This is a genomic window from Synechococcus sp. BSA11S, assembly GCF_014224355.1.
Taxonomy (GTDB): Bacteria; Cyanobacteriota; Cyanobacteriia; order PCC-6307; family Cyanobiaceae; genus Regnicoccus_A.
The window spans coordinates 120,658-138,413 of record NZ_VNWP01000008.1 but is presented as its reverse complement, the minus strand read 5'-3'; the positions used below and the strand labels follow the sequence as shown (position 1 = coordinate 138,413).

At 58.1% G+C, this 17,756-nt stretch carries 13 protein-coding genes and 1 pseudogene; 7 read left to right on the top strand and 7 right to left on the bottom strand.

Annotated elements, in window-relative coordinates:
• A partial coding sequence (locus tag FPZ61_RS15305; protein WP_221629888.1) for a hypothetical protein occupies window positions 1-387 on the top strand: 387 nt, incomplete at its 5' end.
• A 624-nt stretch (window positions 388-1,011) separates the two neighbouring features.
• Here the strand turns inward: FPZ61_RS15305 and FPZ61_RS09300 are convergent.
• Window positions 1,012-1,317, bottom strand: coding sequence for a hypothetical protein (locus tag FPZ61_RS09300; RefSeq protein WP_185464649.1), 306 nt, complete (start codon window positions 1,315-1,317; stop codon window positions 1,012-1,014).
• A gap of 309 nt (window positions 1,318-1,626) precedes the next feature.
• Between FPZ61_RS09300 and FPZ61_RS09295 the strand changes: the two genes are divergently transcribed.
• Window positions 1,627-1,782, top strand: coding sequence for a hypothetical protein (locus FPZ61_RS09295; protein ID WP_221629887.1), 156 nt, complete (start codon window positions 1,627-1,629; stop codon window positions 1,780-1,782).
• A gap of 15 nt (window positions 1,783-1,797) precedes the next feature.
• On the opposite strand, the pseudogene FPZ61_RS15890 reads toward FPZ61_RS09295, so the two are convergent.
• Window positions 1,798-1,914: pseudogene (locus FPZ61_RS15890) on the bottom strand (DUF1651 domain-containing protein); the annotation flags it as partial.
• Window positions 1,915-1,917: 3 nt separating this feature from the next.
• The gene (locus FPZ61_RS09290) at window positions 1,918-2,106 is read right to left on the bottom strand and encodes a hypothetical protein (protein ID WP_185464650.1); all 189 of its coding nucleotides are present in this window, start codon (window positions 2,104-2,106) and stop codon (window positions 1,918-1,920) included.
• 492 nt (window positions 2,107-2,598) lie between these two features.
• Here FPZ61_RS09290 and FPZ61_RS09285 point away from each other — a divergent pair, with 492 nt between their 5' ends.
• Entirely contained in the window at window positions 2,599-3,351 is a 753-nt protein-coding gene (locus FPZ61_RS09285) for a response regulator transcription factor (RefSeq protein WP_185464651.1), read from the top strand.
• Between the two features lie 579 nt (window positions 3,352-3,930).
• Here FPZ61_RS09285 and FPZ61_RS09280 read toward each other — a convergent pair.
• From FPZ61_RS09280 to FPZ61_RS09270, 3 genes are all read right to left on the bottom strand, one after another.
• Window positions 3,931-6,627 carry a DEAD/DEAH box helicase gene (locus FPZ61_RS09280; protein WP_185464652.1) on the bottom strand — a complete coding sequence of 899 codons (2,697 nt, stop codon included), beginning with the start codon at window positions 6,625-6,627 and terminating at the stop codon, window positions 3,931-3,933.
• A 46-nt stretch (window positions 6,628-6,673) separates the two neighbouring features.
• On the bottom strand, window positions 6,674-9,235 hold the full coding sequence (locus tag FPZ61_RS09275) for a dynamin family protein (RefSeq protein WP_185464653.1): 2,562 nt from the start codon (window positions 9,233-9,235) through the stop codon (window positions 6,674-6,676).
• Between the two features lie 156 nt (window positions 9,236-9,391).
• A complete protein-coding gene (locus FPZ61_RS09270) occupies window positions 9,392-12,931 on the bottom strand; it encodes a TM0106 family RecB-like putative nuclease (RefSeq protein WP_185464654.1) in 3,540 nt (1,179 codons plus the stop codon).
• A gap of 159 nt (window positions 12,932-13,090) precedes the next feature.
• On the opposite strand from FPZ61_RS09270, the gene FPZ61_RS09265 reads away from it, so the two are divergent.
• Together FPZ61_RS09265 and FPZ61_RS09260 are read left to right on the top strand one after the other, a co-directional pair.
• Window positions 13,091-13,666: a hypothetical protein gene (locus FPZ61_RS09265; RefSeq protein WP_185464655.1), complete on the top strand. Its 576-nt coding sequence runs from the start codon at window positions 13,091-13,093 to the stop codon at window positions 13,664-13,666.
• Window positions 13,663-14,601 carry a hypothetical protein gene (locus tag FPZ61_RS09260; protein ID WP_185464656.1) on the top strand — a complete coding sequence of 313 codons (939 nt, stop codon included), beginning with the start codon at window positions 13,663-13,665 and terminating at the stop codon, window positions 14,599-14,601. Before FPZ61_RS09265 ends, FPZ61_RS09260 begins: the two co-directional genes overlap by 4 nt.
• 559 nt (window positions 14,602-15,160) lie before the next feature.
• Here FPZ61_RS09260 and FPZ61_RS09255 read toward each other — a convergent pair.
• Window positions 15,161-15,445, bottom strand: coding sequence for a hypothetical protein (locus tag FPZ61_RS09255; protein WP_185464657.1), 285 nt, complete (start codon window positions 15,443-15,445; stop codon window positions 15,161-15,163).
• Between the two features lie 125 nt (window positions 15,446-15,570).
• Here FPZ61_RS09255 and FPZ61_RS09250 point away from each other — a divergent pair, with 125 nt between their 5' ends.
• A complete protein-coding gene (locus FPZ61_RS09250) occupies window positions 15,571-16,467 on the top strand; it encodes a thermonuclease family protein (RefSeq protein ID WP_185464658.1) in 897 nt (298 codons plus the stop codon).
• Window positions 16,464-17,750, top strand: coding sequence for a hypothetical protein (locus tag FPZ61_RS09245; RefSeq protein WP_185474812.1), 1,287 nt, complete (start codon window positions 16,464-16,466; stop codon window positions 17,748-17,750). Before FPZ61_RS09250 ends, FPZ61_RS09245 begins: the two co-directional genes overlap by 4 nt.
• Window positions 17,751-17,756: the final 6 nt, after the last annotated feature.

Sequence of the window (17,756 nt, the reverse complement as noted above, 5' to 3'; positions counted from 1 at the left end):
CCCCCTCGCCGCGGCGCCCCGCCGGTCCGCCCCCCGCCCCCCCCGCGCGAGGCGTCCTGCCGCCCGTGGGGGCTGCGTGTCGGCGCCGGCGGCCCCCCCGGCGGTGGGGTCACTGCCGAGGTGTGTTTCGTGGGCGCCCGGGGGTCCCCCCCCTCCCCCGGCCCCCCCCGGGGGCCCGCCCAGGGGGCTGTTTTCATGGGGGGGCCCTTTTTCCATTTGGGTTTCTCCGCCCGCCTCTGGATCGGCATCAATCGGGCGATGCCAGCAGAGGGCCATGCCGAAGTGCGGGTGGAGTGGGTCCACGATCGTCCCGCAGGCCACCAGTTGCCCACGCCCAGCACACTGCGGGGAATGGGGAGTGTGTTGGCCGGTCCCGCAAACGGGTAACGGATGGATGTGTTCGTCGATGTCGGATGGCATGCTATTAGCTCCTTCTAACAGTGTGTCAGCCTTTCGTAGATCTGCTTGTTCCTTGTACTCTCACCTCAGAGTCTTCGGGTTTTACTCACTTCTTAAGATCAGGCCTACTCTTAGCCAGCTCTTCAGAGATGGGCTCTCGCTCGTTTATGGTTCGTTACGCGGCTCGCAGATGATCCCTACGCGCCTCTTGATCCCAGGGGTGCTTCTAGGTGGCTTGAAGAACAGATTTCCCTTATTTAATCCATGAGCATTGATCTGCATGGTTGGCCTATCGCTGTCGCCAGAAATCTTTTTTATTGTTAGGAGTTCGTAATCTTCCGGCAGCAGATAGGTGTGGCAATGAGCAGCGTTCACCGTGAGTGATGTGCGTAGGTGCCTTTTTGGGGCATCCCCCCAGATGGGGGTTATTCACCCCAGACCGATGCCCCTCACCACCGCCGACATCGGCATCCAGCTGCTGATGGACACCACCAGCTCCCTGGAGGTGATGGTTCAGCCAGACGTCGCCTCATCGCCAAGCGCAAGCAGTAACGCATGTCATTCCAGACACATAGTCGATTGATGTCCGTAGACTGAACGGCACTGAACTGATCAAGGTTCACCCGGTTCATCGGTAAGTTCATCACCCAGGGCAAGCGCATCGCGAAGAACCGGCTCGTAGCGCAGCAGCACTGCGGCTTCATGTTCAACGCTGCCAGGCTGCAGATCGCTCAGCTCTTGGAGGATCACATCGAGCTGGGCCTGCAGCTCAGCCAACCGGGCAAAGCGTGCATCTGTCACTCTGACCTCATGAGCAGAGCCGTTGGCTTTGGGCGCGTTGGCCTCTGCCCTCTGCAATGCCCGATCGAACACCTCATCGGCGATTCTCTCCCAATGCTCTCGGATAGCGTCATCCATCTGATCAGCACAGGATTTTGGCTGTAGCATGACAGGCCTTATACGTGTTGGCACGTCATTGCTGGGGGGAGTGAAGGGTTCGGGATTGATGACGGCATATCAACGCTGAGGCGAACCGCAGGGATCCCTTCAGCTTCGCTCTTGGCGGGAGCATCATTGCGGGGGGACTGAGCCCTCAGCCAACCGGCAGACAGCCTCTCAAGCCTCGCAAGCCCAAGACTGCTCATCCTCTCCAGACCTGGGAACACTGTCACCAGTCACCCCAGACCGATTCCGCTCACCACCGATGACATCTCCACCCAGCTGCTGATGGACACGACCAACGCCCTGAAGGAAATCGAGACACGCATGATCGCTCGCGCCTTCACCGCCGTCCACCACCCTGAACAAGGGCCAGCCTCCCGGAAGTTGCTGAAGGAGCTGCCGGAGGTGCGTGAACGCACCAAGCCCCATGGGGTGATCTGACCACCACTGCGGCTGCACCCGCCTCCAGCCCGCCTTGAGGAGCTTCTGCCACTGCTCCACAGCATGCTTACGGGAAAGCCTCTCTCGACGCTTCAAGCGGGCAGGCAGGCTGACCGGGGATCGGCTCCCCACTGATCAAGGTTCACACGGTTCATCGCTCAATTCATCACCCAACGCCAGTGCATTACGCAGAACTGGCTCGTAGCGCTGCAGCACGGCGACCTCATGCTCAAATGTGCCGGGTTCCAGTTCACTCAGCTCCTGGAGGATCACCTCAAGCTGGGCCTGCAGTTCAGCCAAACGAACAGCACGTGTATCAATCATGTGATCACACGGATGAGCTTCAGAGCATCTGCAAGTTGATCTAATGGCCAGTTACGCTGTCCACCGAGATATCGTACTGGGTGTGTGACAGAATTCATAGACTGCTGTTTGCGGTGACATTCATTCGTTGAAGGGCGGCAGTTGTGCCTATGAAACCTTCTTTCATCATGCTCTCAGCAAAACCAAGAGTTGAGCATCCCCCAGTCGGGGGATCCTGAGGCTGACTTGCTGAGCGAGCCACAGAATGCTGATTGCGACATCCAGAAGACTGAGGATAGAGAAAAGGTTGGGGACCAATGCTCCGTAACAGGTTTTCTCGGCCCTACGCCTTATGGGCAATTCCGGTGCGTCACTCCCGTTTTTGGCCTGAGAGAACCTGATGCGCTAATACTGGGGCACGAGGTTTCTTGTAGGCAAGGCTGACCGCTGGGGAAAAGGATGGTTTGACTGTTCTGCTTCCTTCCCTAGGATCCGCGAAACCCTGGCCCACGGATGGATCTGACCCATCACCTGCAGAACATCCCGGCGCTGCTGGAGGAGTACGGGAAGCTCCTTGAGGGGAAGACCATCGTGGCTTGCCTTGGCAACACGAGATGGCTTGGAGCCTTCATCTGCATCAACCCGATCACTGAGCATGTGGTGGGTGCCTCCACCACCGAAGAGGAGGGTTATAGGCATGTGCTGCAGCACCGGCCCGACTTCCTGTTTGTGAGCGAGACCCTGCATGAAGGGGCGGGGGTGTCGCTGGTACGGCGAGCTGAACGATTCCACTCCGACACACGCACCATCCTGATCACCAACCGTGAGTCCACCGCTGTGATCGGTGACGCGCTGAAGGCCGGCTGCGATGCGATCTGCTTTGAAACGGAGGACTTCACGCCGGTGTTCCGGATCGTTGCCGGAGGTGGCGTCTACTACCCGAAAGAAGCCGCCGATGTCCTCAAGGAGCAAAGGCGCCGAGACGACATGGCACCACTCGTTGAGAAGCTCACCGAACGTGAAGTGGAGGTGCTCACGGGGGTGATGCTCGGGCTCTCGAACCGAAAGATCGGCGAGCGGCTCTACGTCTCCGCTGAAACGGTGAAGACCCACGTCGGCAACGTGATCAACAAGCTCCAGGCCCGTGATCGCACCCATGCCGCTGTTCTGGGTATAGCCATGGGGATCATCTCCCTGGAAGCAGCCCTGAATACTGGACCAGCCTTCAGCCTGTGGGGATCGGCCAGTCTTTCGTCTGGACGATAACGCGGCATGATCCCCCGAACGTGGGAAGCCCACGATGGGCCGCCGGGGAGATGATTAAGAGGTCCGGGGGGCGATCCCCTAAAACCACCTCAAGGAGATGAACAAGTTCGTCAAGTAACCGAGATCTGTCGGGCCGGTCTGAATGCAATACTCTTTGACGGGGATTAAGGACGCCACATTTCATTTTTGCGGTAGCGATTTCGCAGGTATCAGAGGCCCAAAAGACTCCTCTGAGATTTCTGCATTCCGGCCTGAAAAGGCGCCGACCGGCAACATCTTTCCTGAAAGTCAGCGATTGAAGCTGTCGACGATGAGCGGTGATGTCGATGGGGCCTGACCACCATCCCCGGCAGGCTCCTGCCCCGTCAAATGCCATCGCTTGGGGTCGTCGGCCCGAAGGCCCTGTGCTGATTTCACCTTAGTCTGCTTCCGAATGACGCTGCCCCAGCCCGCTGCGAAGCCACCGACACCGCCGGGGACGCCGATCTCTTCACCACAGAAACGAGGTTCGGGATCGCACTATTAGCACGTTACACATGGACAACGACTCTCTGCAGTCAACCTTTACTGCAGATACAACTAAGGCACTATGACTACTGCTGCCAAAGGCCAAACCCCATAGCGGACTCCTTGGGCTATATCTATATCGGAGGGTGTGCGGAGCGTGGTCAGGAGCTCGCGTTCGATCTCTGGCAGATCCTGACGGATAGCGATTGACTGAGGGTCTTTCACTCTGCTGGAGGTGTTCAGAGCACGAACTACCCTAGCTTTCGCTTCTCCAGTCACCTCTAGAGGTGCACCCTCTGAGCCCACTATGTAGAGATGCAACTCCACCGATCCTTCCGACCACCGTCCAGCTTCATGCTTAAGTTGCTGTCTGAGCATGAAAATACAGGTAAAGACCCCTCTTTCATTGACCTCCAGTTCAAGGTTTGACGAACGATTTACAAAAGCTATTCCCGCCGATCGATTCGGGGTTAGTGCCTCGCGCAGGTTGCGTTGAACCCAATCTAGGTTCAGCCCAAGATTCGCGGCCAATCGACCGTCAGGACCAGCCGCAGTCAGACCGCCTGTATTGCCACAAGCATATAGATTCCCATGCGCGTAAATTGTCCTCACATTTTCTTCGACAGCAATAATTTCATCTTTCGAGAACTCAAAGGAGGAAAAAGTTGCACCAGGTCCATCAGTGGCCCCGAAGTACTTAACAAGGAAAGCACCAAGGTCCGCCCAGTGAGCCTCTCCCGGATTCGCGGCTCGAATGAGCTCGGCCTGACTTCGGTAAGCATCGTCGAAGCTACTCCAGGTATGAAAGCCTTCATTCACCAAACGTCCTATCTCCTCAGCCTCGGGTGAACCAAAATCGAGCGTCCCAGAGACGTGACCCAGGATGGCCTCCAACTCCTTTGGAGGAACGAGCGACATTACGCGACTGAAGAGCGTCTCGAACTGTTCAGGATCGAGATGACGTGCTACCAGTGCAAGCTTGTCTCGCGCAATGCGGTACATATCGATTTCCCTGCTGCCTGCCGCGACCACGGTGTCGACAACGATGGTCTTGCGCGACCCAAAGCGATGGACACGTCCGATCCGCTGTTCCAGGTCCATCGGATTCCAGGGCACGTCCAGATGTATGAGATACCGTGCTCGCTGCATGTTTAGACCTTCCCCGCCAGCCTTAGACGACACTAGAAACCGTGGGCCATCATCTGACTGGAAGCGAGCGACTTGAGCAGTACGCTCATGATCAGGCTGGTTGCCAATGATGATTGCTGGCTTTCTGCCGTAGCGCTCTTCCAAGACCGCTGCTACTACGGAGACTGTTTCTACGGGCTGGGCGAAAAGGACAACCTTGTCGCCTTCAAACCGGTCGATCAGGTCACAGACAGCATCCCACTTGGCTTGAGATGAGCCACTTTGGATAAGCTCCACGCCTTCATCGAGCAACCGTGCCAACATCTCCGGATCAGGTCGCCACTCTTCTTCGTCCCAATCCTCCTCATCCTCCTCGCCAATCTGTTGAAGAACGGCGCTACCTACTTGCTTGACAAGACGATCAAACAAGAGAGGTAGAGGCTCATCTTGTGCCCCTCCCCGGTAAGGTCGCAGCACCGCGAGTGCGGCACTCATGGAAGGGTGTTGCAAAGTCCAGTTCAGACGCCTGATAGCAAGCCGCACTAGGAAGCCCAGCCCAGCCTGAACGCTGGAAGCAGCCCATTGAAGCGCTTGGCCCTTTGCCCAACCAGCAGCACGAAGACGTACTCCATTTAGACCCTCAATATCATAGAGTTTTGCCACTAGGGAATACCAGTCTTCATATCTCTTGCCAAGCTCCACAACAAGCGGCTTGCGGATATCACGTGAAGGGAAAAGCGGCGCTCCTCGCCAATCCCGAACACGGTCCTTAGTACGGAAAATAACGCGACCAGCGGCCCCTTTGATATCCTTCCCGTCATCGGAGAGCAACCTCAGAATATTGCGGAACCTGGTCTCGCTACCCTGATGCGGAGTGCCGCTCATAAGAATGAGGCGACCTTCTTCTGGCTGAGCCTTGATAAGTTGACTAACCAGTTTGAAGGACTGATTAGGCTTTCCACCTGAAGGACTCCAGTCAGAAAGATGATGACATTCATCAACGATAAGAACATCCCAGGGACCGCTTTTCACTACTTTCTCTAGATTGTCTCCGAAGACAGCCTTATGTATACTTGCGATGATGAGTCGGTCATCATTGATTCTGGCATCGGAACCCGAACCAGCCACCCATACGCGTGCATCGATATCGAGCTTCTCTCGAAACTCGCGTGCAACATTAGTAACCAGCCGGGCAGGGGCTAGGTATAAAATCCTGATGCTCGAATCTCGTTCAAGAAGTTGGCGGACGATCAATCCTGCCTCAATGGTTTTCCCGAGACCAACCTCATCGCCAATCAGAACTTTCTTAAGCTCCCGGCGCTGCAGAATGTGTTGCACCAGGCTAACCTGATGCATGAGTGTGGCAGCTTTACGGGCATCCAGTCGACGCTGAGGATCTTCCGAAACAAGGAATGCAGCATATACTCGAGCCAGAGTTCTTGCAGAGAGAGACAGCCAGCCATCTCCTTTTGCGAGATCCAGGCTTGTTAATTCATCTGCTGGTGTAGGGAGCTGTTTTGCTCGACGTTTATCGACATTGGTCTCAACCAGTGGAGGAAGAGAATCCACTTCACAAAGCCGCCTGGGTATACCGACCAAGTCATAGGTGACAAAGCCGAAGTCATCGACCGTTCTTAACAAGGCCCGTTGATGGCCAGCGTATTCTAAAAGCATTGATCCTGTTTAGTCAGTAAGTGTGGTCTAATGTGCAAAGAGATCCCCCTGGGAAAGACTCAATCACTGAGTCAACCTCTGCCAGAATCATCCTGCGCTTCTGGGCGTCGGATCGACGGACACGTGCCTCATGACTCTCGACGATCAGGTCTGCAGTGTCCTGCAAAGGTTCGCCTCCCTTGTTCAACTCGTGCTGTACTTCCATTCGGACACGAGTTGCATTCTCCTGAAGAATGCGAATTGCGGGATCTCTCGCAGCCAGCGTTGACTCTCTTGCGAGATTAGAGAATAGTTCCAAGATGCGCGCTTTTACCCCCGGGCCGATGTCACTGCCATTGCTGACAAATTCTTCGCAGGCAGTTTTGATTGGCTTTCGGATGGTAGTGGATAGCTCTGACTTCACTGCCAGACGTAGCTCGTCGATGGCTTCTTTACCAACTGTCTTAATTTGCTTCGCTAGAGCAGCAATGCGATCTTGCTGGGCTTGTAAGAGTTGCTTCTTGATTGTCGCTCCACCATGCTCATTGGCCCAAATACAAAGCTCCTGGACCAGCAGAACAGTATCGTTGGCGAGGTCAGCAGTCTTTGCGCGAATCACGCGCAGCAGTTTTTGTCCCCAGACCGCCGCCATTGGCTCCAGAAAGTAGCCAGTGATGTCGTCTGGAAGGTTGATACTCCGGCTTCCATAGAAGGTGCCGCCCCGGCGTACAGCCGCACGCAGGGTGCCCCAATGAGCACCTCGCAGGCCGGTGAGGTAAGCATTGACATCCTTCTCTGCAGCTATCTGTGCCTCTGAAACCAGAGCTTCAATTTTCGCTTCAACAGTCTCGTCCAGAAAGTTGCGAAAGGCAGCCGCGCGAGCGCGGTATTCCTCCTTCTTTTCAGCAAGAATAGGTTTTAGAGCTGTCTCTAGCCTTTCAGCTTCTTCCGCCGCCCGATTTTCCTGCCGCCACTTGGCCTCGATTAGTTGCATTTCGCTGACCAGAGTTGTAGCTAAGCGCTGTGTCAGTTCTTCAATGGCCAAGCGGTGGTTCTCAGTCTCACGTTTCGCAAGGCCGGCTAGAGAAGCCTGGAGCTGCGGAATGCCCGTCTGTTCAGGATTGGCAAGGAATGAGCGATCATCTTCATCATCGATTAGAATCTTGCGCATCTCAGGCGCAGAGACAGGATGAATCTCTAATGATTCGATAATGCTTGCGCGAGCCTGATCTCGAGCTACATTGACTGAATCGTTCGATGAGTCACCAATCTTGTCTAGCTGTTCGACAATCTGAGCCTTCATACGCGGCTTAAACTCTTCCACCAGTTGCGCAAAGACTTCCCTCTTTTTGGGGCGCCGTACTCCTTCCTCAAGGTTGGAGGTTTGATTTTGCCATTCCGTTTGAGTAACATCATCAACTCGTGTGACAGCAATCAGCATTGAACAAGCATCGCTGTCTGGATCATCTGCAGCACCAACCAGCCTTTGCCAATATCCGCTCGTACGAAGCAACTCCATGGTTGAGTCTGTCGGACCAGCCCGGTCGACGGTGACAATCACGGCACGCGCCTTATCGCGCACATAAGACTTGGTCACGTCTCGATAGGAGTCCTGAGCAATGCCCACCCCGGGTAAATCCACGAGAACCACTCCAGACTTAAGTAAGTCTGAGGGCCAGCCAACCTCAATCCGTTCAATCAGAGGCGAAAGAAAACCTGCTGCGTGTGCTGTCATATCCTCCTGAAAGCCTCGGCGGTCCCCGCCCTCCCTTCGCTCATAGCTTCGGTCCTCCCTAGAGGAATGCATAATCCTGTGGATACGCTCTATACGCACCTGATCTTCAGCATCAATAATTGATCCCCACTTGGGCTCGTATCCGCAGGCCAGCCTGAGTGCGTCTACTAGGTACTCCAGTGGTCTATCAGCAAATTGCTGGCCACAGACAACATTCTTAGCCTGCTTGATAAATCCCTCTAGTGCATCTGTTGGTTCAGCACCTCCATATTCGGCTGAAAGATCAGTATCACCCTGTGCTTGCTGTCGGGCCTCGGCAAGGTCATCTTGCGTAAGTACGCTTGCAAACTCGGACAATGTGCCATCTTCATCCGTCTCATGGGCTTCGATGGCGGCTGTGCCAGACTTCTTCTTGGCTGCACGGCGTTCAGCCTGTAACCTGGTTTCCAGTGCGAATGCAAGTCTCCAGAGGTTCTTTTTTGGATGGTAAGTGACGTGAAATTGCTTTTCTTCGCTGTAGCGGACTTCTGTGGCTTGCGCCGTTAGAGGACCAATCCCACCGGCCGGAAGAATCTGGCTCGCGCCGGCAGCCATTGCGTTAAGCAGAGTACTTTTGCCGACCCCCGAGTTGCCAAGGAAGCATATTGTGACTCCATCCCTTGATTTCAAAAGGCGACTTAGTCGCTGCTGGTCGGCTTGCACAGCCTCAAGCCTGTCAGGGGCATGCCTTTCGAGAAAAGGTCGAGCCGACTCCTCATACCAGGTCAAAAGCTCTTGGGTATTCATGCTTTGAAATCCAAGTGATGGGGATTTTTCATTTCCTGATACAAGCACGCTCTCTTTACACAGTACTTGGGGCATTGAGGCAGTCACGAGAGTGGTTGGTTTCCCTGGACAAACTCATCATCCGCAAGGCGGGGCTTGTGTGCTTCCCCCAGATGGGGGATATGCGGTAAACGCGCGGGCACCCTTGCGCTTCATAAGGCTCTGGCGGATTCCGATACAAGGAACATGTAGTTATCTAAAGGGGACCATGTCATCGTCAGTGCATAGCTCACAGAGCCGATTGATCTGCTCCGCCTCCGCTACTGTTCCAGCAATGCCACTCGCCAACCCCGGTGAACCCACCACAATCGAAAGGCAGTGGGCGCGGCTGATAGCGACATTCAGTCGGTTTGGTTCCAGAAGAAAAGAGAGCCCTCGCGGCGCAGCATCCGCATCACTGGCAGTGAGGGAGTGGATGGCGACGGGAGCCTCCTGGCCCTGGAAGCGATCGACGGTGCCGACCCGGGCACGCCCATCGAGGCGCTGCTCCAGACGATTCACCTGCACGTTGTAGGGAGCCGTCACGAGAATGTGTTCCGGCTCCAGAAGCCCGCCCTGCGGTCCCTGGCTGCTGGCGTGACGGTATTTACCTCCGAGCAGAGCATTTACCAGCTGCTCGATCCGGTCGATCTCGGGTTCGGAGCAAACGCTACACCCTGTGTGGTCTACCGCCTCAAAGACCAGGCCACGGTCCGGCAGCAGGCTTCCATCGCTGCCAGGACATGGAGAGGCCCAGGCGATGGCATTGATCTCGTTCGCCGGCGCTGCGTGGAGGTGGCCGTCATAGAACAAAGCCGAAACCATGGCGGCGAGGCTGGGCTGCATGCGCCAGCTGGTGGCAAGGAACACCCCCCGATCGGCGGGGACCACGGCCGCACCCTGCATCAGGTAGTCGAGGCAGGAGAGGCCGCTCTCGCCGGGGTGATCGGCTTGGGAGGGCTGCGCGAGCTGCTGCTGATCGCCTACAAGCAGGATGGAGCGGGCAGACCGGGCGATCACCAGCAGCTGGGCCAGGGCCATCTGCCCCGCCTCGTCTACCACCAGCAAGTCGAACCTCCCCTCCAGTTCCGGCCGGCTGAAGGTCCAGGCGGTGCCGCCGACCACCGCCGTTGCATCGCTGATCGCATCGGGAGTGACGACCTCGATCGGAGCGTCGGACAGCGCCTCCTCCCCCCTGCTGTTCACCTTCACCACCGGCTCTCTGAGACCCGCTTCCTCGACGGCCGCCTGGGTTTTCAGGAGCAGGTTGTTGATGGCGGCATGGCTCGTGGCGCAGACCGCGACGCGGCGGCCGCGTCGCGCCAGTTCGGCGATCAGCCGCCCGGTGATGGTGGTCTTGCCGGTGCCGGGCGGCCCCTGCAGAACAACTGTGCAGGGCTTGTCACGGACGAGAAAGGCCGCCAGCTCGGATACCACAGCCGCAGCGTCCCGATCGATCCGGGCATTGAGCTCCACCAGGCCCTCAACCGGCAGCCGTTCCAGCAGAAGCCGCATGGCCTCCGGTAGCGGGGCATGGTCCTCCACCCAGGCGGTGGCCTGGTCCAACAGGCGATCGCGCAGGGAACGGCTGTAGTCCGCCGGCACCAGGATCAAAGGAGTGGAAACCCTCGGAATGGCGTCGGGAAGCCCATCGGCACGACGCTGGTCCCGCTTGCGCCAGGGGTACTTCAGCTTGACCAGGCCGCGATCGCCATCGATGGCGATCGCAGTGAGCTGCACACCGGTACTTGGGATTTCCAGCGTCGGTGAACGGCCATCGGAGTCGGCGTGAAGCTTGAGCGGCTGTGACTGATCGAAGCGGAAGGTGTGGAGATCGGCCCCGGTGCGCGCGCTGTGCTGGGATTCCACCGACTGCCAGATCGCCTCGGCGATGGACTCACCGTCGTCCTCCAGCTCGTCGGGGGCGTCGAGAGCTCTTTGGCGGCGATCGAAGTAGGCCCACCAGGCCACCTTCATCTCACGGTGATGGAAGGGCAGTAGCTGGGCGAGGAGCCGATGCACCCGCCAGCTGAGGCCGCGGGGGCCGATCGCTTCCTGGGCAGCCAGCTCAGCCTCAGTGGCGTCGGCAGCTGGATCGCTCTGCAGGGGCTCGGGAAGTTCGCCCAGGAGAGCGGTGGCAAGGGCCTCCAGGGGCCAGGGCTCGCGCTCGGGGATCTCCTCTTCCAGGAGTGGGGAAGCCTGGGTAGGCAGCTTGTCGGTGTGGGCGTCCCGCAGGCCCAGGAGCCAGTCGTGGAGGAGAACGGTGGAGATGCAGTCCTCGCGGTTGTAGTCCTCGATCGACTGCAGCTGGGGACTGCCTTCCGGCAGTGCACCGGGTCGGGGCGGTTCGCCGGAGGCGCACCAGTGGAGGTAGGCCACCAACGACTCATCGGCCGTGGCCACCTCGGCGGCCCGGGGGTCCATGTAGAGCCGCTCCACGTTCTTGATGGAGTAGCTGGGCTCACCGAGAACGATCGCATGAGTGACGACCGGAAACAGGTCCACAAGCAGACCGCTGCGCAGCCAGTCGTCGATCACCGCCTCGCGGGTGCAGTGCTGCTGGGCCAGCCGTCGCAGGGCGGTTTTCTCGTAGCTGGCGTAGTGGTAGACGTGCAGAGCCGGGTGCTGGGAGCGGCGCTGTTCGATCCAGTCGACCCACCCCTCGAAGGCCCGCTTCTCCTCACCGGGCGTATGTGCCCACCAAGCGCGGAACCGTGGGGAACTGTCCCCTGCCTCCCGGAAGCATGTCCCGAAGAGGTATTCCAGCTTGGTGCCGGCCACCGCATCCTGAATCCCTTCCATGTCGAACCAGACATCAGCCGAATCAGCGGGCGGCAGGGCCAGCAGACCCTTGCCGTTGGCGAAAGGCCGCAGCCGCCAGGCGGGCCTTCCCTGCTCATCACGGGGGCTGACCTGCAGTTGAGCCTGTTGACGGAGGGCGTCAAGGGTGTCGGCCGCCAGACCGGGAACCCTTGCCCCCTCGGGCAGGGCCGCCAGCTCGTCGATCGTTCTGATTCCGGCTGCATGGAGCCTTGTGCGCTGGCTGGTGCGCAGATTGGCCACCAGCGTCAGATCGCGGACCTGCTCCAGCCGCTCCTCGATGAAAGCGCTCCAGCGGCCGTGGTCACCGGGGGCGTTCTCAGGCTCGAAAGCGGGGTCAAAGGCTTCACGGAAGGCCCGGTAGCGCTGCCGGAGGTGCTGGTACCAGGCCCAGAAGCGATCCACCGGATAGCTTTGAAACCTTCCGCCGCCCAGGTAAAGCTCAAAGCGCTCGGGCCTCTGGCTGAGCAGGGGGGTAAGCAGGTCGACGTAGGCGAGGGCCTGCACCAGGAAGGTGGTGCGGGGCTTGCTGGAGAGCTTGCACTCGATCGGCACGTAGCTCCAGGTCCCCAGCTCCGAGGTGCCGGGGATGCGACGCAGCAGGTCAGCTGAGCCCCGCATCTCGCCGTTGCGCAGGGACGCCTGATGCACAAACTCCACCCCGGCCGCCATGGCCTCTCGGGTGGCGGCATAGGTCTCCTGGCTCTGAAGGCCGCTCAAACGGACAACGGAGTGGCCGGCGGCCTCGAGCCGATCCAGCAGCACCTGTTCATGACGCAGGCCATCATCAAAGAGCTGCTTCTCCAGAGCTTTGGGCTCGGGCCTCTCCCCCTGGAAGAGTTTCCGCGCCTCCAGTTCCTCCCACCAGGCACCCACCATCGGGCTGCGACCGAAAAGCGCGAGCTGAGAGGGGGTGATCAATCGGGTGGACATGGCGGCTCAGTGCGCCGTGGCTTGATGAGGTCGGAGGCAGGGAATGCCGTGCAGACTCTCATACTTGCTGATTGCGGTGAAGCCCTGATCCCCCGCATGGGGGATTGCAGAAGATGGCAGCAAGCAAGACAGTTCATGCAGAACCCAGCGTGCAAGTTGATGAGTGTGTTTTCCTATGTCATCCCATATGATCTGGGGTTCGCCCCCAATCCCTATGGAGGGTTCCTGACCCTGGCCACCTGCAAGCCAAAGATCAGAAAGGCAGCACGAAGAGGTGATTACATCATTGCCACAGGATCCGTCAAGACAGTAGGCAACAAGAAACTTGTCTACGCTGGAAGAGTGGACGAGGTTGTATCAATGGCAGACTATGGCAGTCTTCCTGAATATACCTGCAAGATCCCCAGGTTTGACGGCAGCTATTCCGATCGATGTGGCGACAACATCTACTATCGTGGCACAGAAGGTTGGCATCAACGTCCGAATCCGTTTCATAGTACCTCCGACACCGATCGAGACCTTAGCGGTGGAAGTGTTCTGATCTGCAATAAGTTCTGGTACTTTGGCGCAAGGGCCATTGAAATCCCAAGCTACTTACTGGAGATTATCAAGAAGGGGCCAGGTCACAAAAAGATTGAGCGAGGAGGGCTATGCAATGATCTTCTTGGATGGCTCGAATCTCTGCCTCGCGGGAACCAGATGAATAGAGATTCAGATGAGATGGAAGCTGCATGAAGCTGATTCTTTCCAGAAAGGGATTTGATTCCTCCTATGGAGGCATGCCAAGTCCAATCCTGCCAGATGGACGACTACTACCACTGCCGATACCCTCATCCCACGACCAAGATACGTTCGAGGACCTTGATGCCGAGACAGAGATCGATTTGGACAAGATCCTGACCGATCTCAGCAAGAATCAACACCGCATCTCAAGCCGGGTTCATCTCGACCCGGATCTACATCGGCGGAAGTCAAAGCGAAAGGATGGGTGGCGTCCCGCTCTTGGACAAGCGCAACAGGCCCAGAGCCACCTGCAATCGCAAGGAGTTGGAGTTGGTGATGTCTTCTTGTTTTTTGGATGGTTTCGATCTGTACAGCTACGAAACGGTAGATGGCGTTATGCGAAGGGAGCTCCTCACCTGCATGTCATCTTCGGCTGGCTGGAAGTTGGGGACGTGCTACCGATTGCCACGAATCGAGCGGAATGTGTCAGAAAGTACCCTTGGATCATTGAACACCCGCACGCCGCCAATCCTCATCACTACTGCGACCATCGCAATACCATCTACATTGCACGCGATCACTCTGAATTTTCACCCACTGCAGAATTTGGAGGAGGCAAGTTCTTGCTGATGAGAGAGGACTTGCGCCTTTCGAAAGAAGGATGCACTCGCAGCGTATGGAGCCTACCGAGGTGGCTTCATCCGGCAGAGGGCCGTCCGGCAATCTCTTATCACTCGGATCCGGGACGCTGGTCGAGAACGGAGGATGAAGCCATTTTGCAGACTGTTGGGAAAGGACAGGAGTTTGTTCTGGACTGTAATTGCTATCCAGAAGCCAAAAACTGGGTGGCAAGCATTGTCGGAAACGGCATCACCGTGCCAAGTGTCAAGCAAGAGAGACAACTCGCGCTTTCACAAGTATCCAAAATCACTGAAGGCATACCCTAAAGGAGTACCTTCTTGATCCGACTTCTGCCGCAAATAGCCTTACCTAAGGATGATTATGGTTGTGCCTTGCGCTTTGCAGGCTGGATATTGTCTTCTTGACCTCGACATCCACCATCAGCTCGTTGCTGATCATGATCGCTCTCAGAGATGGGCTCCATATCGAGAAACGCCCTGAGCCCGGGAGAACCCTTCAGAAAATCGCTCAGCCCCTTTGGGAGATACCCCATGATCTCTGATGGACTCGCAGCTTTTTCCCAGCCCAGCATGCCGGAGCGCCGCCAAACGACCTTCCGCCACGCCTGAGGCTTTCTATGCGGGTTTTGCAAGCAACAGCTGGATGCACCACCCGGCCCCCCGGCAACCGTTGATATCCCCCAGCTGCTGATGGACACCGCCAATGCTCTGCAGGAGATCGAGGCACGCTTGACCGCTCGCGCCTTCACCGCCGTTCACCACCCCGAGCAGGGGCCTGCAATTAGGCGGGTGCTGGCGGAGCTGCTTGAGGTTCTGGACCGCTTCATGTCCGCCGACAATGAAGTTGACCGGTCGCTTTGCATCATTAAGTGTTACCGCCAATTGGTGTCGCGACAGGAATCGGCCTCTTCCCTGTGGGCACCCCCTTTCCGGCGACTCGCATCCCCTCCAACAGCTGCTCGGCGCGGGCAGCGCGCCATTCCCTGACGCGCCGCTCCATCGAGCGCAGCTGCCCCTCGTGGTACTTCTCCGGGGCCAGCCGGATCAGGCGCCTGAGGATCTCGGCCGCATTGGCCGTGCCCTCCTCCAGCCACTTCTCGATCAGCGGCCGGGCCTGCTCTGATGAGGGGAGACATGTACACCGCCGCAACCACTTCGGTGCTCAATGCACGCTATTCCCCGCTGTGACTCCCACTTCCCCATGACCTAGTACTACCCCCAGGCTCCCCCGAAAGGGGGATGGCAGATTCTCTATGGGAGGGAGACACTGGGTGAATGCGACTCCCCACGATCTTTGGATTTACATTGATTGCCTCGATGACCACCATCGGATGCGCTCCGTACTCTTCTGGTAACAAAGCCAGAGTCATCTCCATCGGTGACGGGGACACCATCCGGGTGCAGCAGGGCCAGCAGACTATGACAATTCGCCTGGGCTGCATCGATGCACCTGAGATGGCCCAGGCCCCCTTTGGCGCAAGTGCCCGCAGCTACTTGCAGAAACGCCTTCGGGTTGGGTCTACTGTGACACTCAAGCCGCAAGCGGTCGATCGCTACGGCCGCACTGTGGCGGAGGTGATCGGAGAGGTGAACATCAACAGGGCTCTCGTGGAAAATGGTCAGGCCTTCGCCTACCGGAAGTACCTGGGAAAGTGCGACGCCAAGGCCTACCTCGAAGCTGAGGACCGAGCCTCCCGTCGCCGACATGGGGTGTGGCAGGTGCCCGGGGGAATCACCAGACCTTGGGACTTCCGCCGCAGCCGACGAGGCGTCACGATGCCTAATAGCACTACCCCTGGTGGTCGCCGCTACCGCTGCAGTGAGATAGGCTCATATGCCCGTGCTCAGGAGCTGTTGCGACAGGGCCATAACTATCTCGACGGAAATGGAGATGGGGAAGCGTGCGAAAGTCTTGCTTTTGAGGGAAGAGGATCTAGACAGGTGGGGATCTCTCGAGGGCGACGATCTCTGCTATCACAGAGAAGCTGGCGTTCAAATGTTTCGACTTTTGGCATTGTGCATCCTTTAGACGTTTGCTCCATTTCCCAACCCGACCAAGTCGAGCCGTTCCATCCCAGAATGGAGTCTGTCTCAGTGGGGGCTAGGTTGTGGCCGTGGAGTTCGGGGACATACGAACTGCGTCTACCTGATCCCGAGGGCGTGGTCACATGAGAGTCACACCATATCCAGTCACCCTGGCACTGCTTTCATTGGCGATGTTGCTGGGCTGCACTCCCGAATTACCTGACTGTGTCAACCGCGGTATAGCTGAACCAGGGAAGAACGTTGAGGCCTCCAAGGGCAACCTCAGGACATCCTCCGAGGTATTGATCGGCATCGATGGGAGTGGCTCGATGCTCGGTCATTCCACCGCGGCCGATGCCACCAGCTGGCGCAACCTGCTCCAAGCCGTGAATCTCTCCGCGAGGACCCAGGGGCTTTCCCCACGGGTCTTCCGCATCGGAGCTGGCTCGGCCCAGGACCTCGGTGCCGATCGTGTGACGCAGGCCACCGATCCCTGCTTCTTCAAGGGCTGCGGCGGCTACCCGGCGGTAGCCTCCAGCCTCCAGACCCTTTGGGATGTTCAGCCTGCAGAGGGTGCTACGCCCCTGAGACTTCTGGTGAGCGACCTGGAGGTGAACCAGAGCGACATCTCGAGCCTCATTGGTGCCATCCGCAAGGATCTTGCCAAGGGCGCATCTGCAGGGGTTCTGGCCCTGAAGCTTCCCTTCGAGGGGCAGGTCTTCGATGCGCAGGGGGTCAACATCCACACCGGAAAACTCAACCGCCCCCTCTACCTCCTCGCCACAGGCAAGCCCGAACAGGTGCGATCCTTGCTTTCGGAGATCCAGAAGACCATGGCCCAGAAGGGCACGACGACCAAGGAAATCTCGTTCCTTGGCGGCAAGTCAGGGCCCCAACCTCTGATGGTCAAGTCGGCGGCAGCAACCCCCACTAGTAAGGGCGCCTCGGGGATCCCAGTGCGCCTGGAGAACATCACCTACTCGCCAAGCAACAACACTGACTACGGGTTCGTTCGGCTGAATCCGGGGGCCACCGGACTCGTTATGGCCACGATCACTCCCTGGACTGGGGGCACAAGCCGGCCTGACCTAGGCCTGGTGCGGCTCGAGCGCATCCCCCTCACCCCGAGTGGGTCCACCGACCCCGGGGGGATTCGCCTCAGGAGCATGAGTGTGGCCGGCACGAACGTACGACTAGAACTCGAAATCACCAGTTCGGCACCCTCCGGCCTGCTGCGGGCCACAATTCCCCGCGGCAGCCTGCCGGATCAATGGTGGCTTGAGTGGGACCGCACCGACCCCAAACGCTCCGGCGCTAAGGAGCAGACCGAAGGTCTGTTGCTGCTCATGACAACCCTGGGCCAGCAGATCGCGGCGGATACCCCAAGCGCCCCTGCCGCTGCGCTATGTGTCGCCTACCAACACAGCTGAATCCTC